Here is a 2,500-nt window from a genome sequence, read left to right as displayed (position 1 = left end):
TATCCATGGCCAGGATGAAGGTGCGGTAACACGCACTGGAGGTCCGAACCGACTAGTGTTGCAAAACTAGCGGATGAGCTGTGGATAGGGGTGAAAGGCTAAACAAACTTGGAAATAGCTGGTTCTCTCCGAAAACTATTTAGGTAGTGCCTCAAGTATTACCATCGGGGGTAGAGCACTGTTTTGGCTAGGGGGTCATGGCGACTTACCAAACCAATGCAAACTCCGAATACCGATGAGTACAGCTTGGGAGACAGAGCACCGGGTGCTAACGTCCGGACTCAAGAGGGAAACAACCCAGACCGCCAGCTAAGGTCCCTAAAATTGGCTAAGTGGGAAACGAAGTGGGAAGGCTATAACAGTCAGGATGTTGGCTTAGAAGCAGCCATCATTTAAAGAAAGCGTAATAGCTCACTGATCGAGTCGTCCTGCGCGGAAGATGTAACGGGGCTAAGCCAGTTACCGAAGCTGCGGATTTGCAATTTATTGCAAGTGGTAGGAGAGCGTTCTGTAAGCCTGTGAAGGTGGTGGTGTAAACCCTGCTGGAGGTATCAGAAGTGCGAATGCTGACATGAGTAGCGTTAAAGGGGGTGAAAAGCCCCCTCGCCGTAAGCGCAAGGTTTTCTACGCAACGTTCATCGGCGTAGAGTGAGTCGGCCCCTAAGGCGAGGCAGAGATGCGTAGCTGATGGGAAACAGGTCAATATTCCTGTACCGATGTGTAGTGCGATGTGGGGACGGAGAAGGTTAACTCAGCCAACTGTTGGATATGTTGGTTCAAGCCTGTAGTCGTGCCTGGTAGGTAAATCCGCCGGGCTTAGATGAGGGGTGATAACGAGTCTGCTTGCAGACGAAGTGAGTGATACCCTGCTTCCAGGAAAAGCCACTAAGCTTCAGCTACACACGACCGTACCGCAAACCGACACTGGTGCGCGAGATGAGTATTCTAAGGCGCTTGAGAGAACTCAGGAGAAGGAACTCGGCAAATTGACACCGTAACTTCGGAAGAAGGTGTGCCTTTAGTAGGTGAACCATTTACTTGGGGAGCCCAATGAGGCTGCAAAAAATCGGTGGCTGCAACTGTTTATTAAAAACACAGCACTCTGCTAAGACGAAAGTCGACGTATAGGGTGTGACGCCTGCCCGGTGCTGGAAGATTAAATGATGGGGTGCAAGCTCTTGATTGAAGTCCCAGTAAACGGCGGCCGTAACTATAACGGTCCTAAGGTAGCGAAATTCCTTGTCGGGTAAGTTCCGACCTGCACGAATGGCGTAATGATGGCCACACTGTCTCCTCCTGAGACTCAGCGAAGTTGAAATGTTTGTGATGATGCAATCTCCCCGCGGAAAGACGGAAAGACCCCATGAACCTTTACTGTAGCTTTGTATTGGACTTTGAACAGATCTGTGTAGGATAGGTGGGAGGCTTTGAAGTGTGGTCGCTAGATCGCATGGAGCCAACGTTGAAATACCACCCTGGTGTGTTTGAGGTTCTAACCTAGGTCCATTATCTGGATCGGGGACAGTGCATGGTAGGCAGTTTGACTGGGGYGGTCTCCTCCCAAAGTGTAACGGAGGAGTTCGAAGGTACGCTAGTTACGGTCGGACATCGTGATAATAGTGCAATGGCATAAGCGTGCTTAACTGCGAGACTGACAAGTCGAGCAGATGCGAAAGCAGGACATAGTGATCCGGTGGTTCTGTATGGAAGGGCCATCGCTCAACGGATAAAAGGTACTCTGGGGATAACAGGCTGATACCGCCCAAGAGTTCATATCGACGGCGGTGTTTGGCACCTCGATGTCGGCTCATCTCATCCTGGGGCTGTAGCCGGTCCCAAGGGTATGGCTGTTCGCCATTTAAAGAGGTACGTGAGCTGGGTTTAAAACGTCGTGAGACAGTTTGGTCCCTATCTTCCGTGGGCGCTGCAGATTTGAGGAAGCCTGCTCCTAGTACGAGAGGACCGGAGTGGACGAACCTCTGGTGTATCGGTTGTCACGCCAGTGGCATTGCCGAGTAGCTAAGTTCGGAAGAGATAACCGCTGAAAGCATCTAAGCGGGAAACTCGTTTCAAGATTAGATCTGCCGGGGCCTTGAGCCCCCTAAAGAGTCGTTCAAGACCAGGACGTTGATAGGTCAGGTGTGGAAGCGCAGTAATGCGTTAAGCTAACTGATACTAATTGCTCGTGCGGCTTGACCCTATAACTTTGATTAATTCGAAGTTGTTATGCCAAGTTGACGCATTCAAAAAGCACGGCTCAGCAGCTGTGCGAATCTAAATACAAGCTGATTTACTCTATGAATTCGATGGATTGTTCTTTGGACAATCTGTCAACAAGTTATGCCTGATGACCATAGCAAGTTGGTACCACTCCTTCCCATCCCGAACAGGACAGTGAAACGACTTAGCGCCGATGATAGTGCGGATTCCCGTGTGAAAGTAGGACATCGTCAGGCTCTTACAGCAAGGAACGCCCGGTTGATTTTTGATCAACCGGGCG

The 2,500-nt window shown here is 50.4% G+C and carries 2 rRNA genes (1 of these 2 cut by a window edge); both read left to right on the top strand.

Annotation, left to right across the window (positions count from 1 at the left end):
- Positions 1 to 2,200: ribosomal RNA gene (locus tag AC1DYR_RS20775) — 23S ribosomal RNA — on the top strand; it begins 680 nt to the left of the window's first position.
- Positions 2,201 to 2,343: 143 nt separating this feature from the next.
- Positions 2,344 to 2,456, top strand: a 5S ribosomal RNA gene (gene rrf / locus AC1DYR_RS20770).
- Positions 2,457 to 2,500 lie beyond the last annotated feature (44 nt).

The sequence above is a fragment of the Polaromonas sp. P1_F9 genome (genome assembly GCF_056405615.1).
This window is presented reverse-complemented; position numbering and strand designations above follow the sequence as displayed.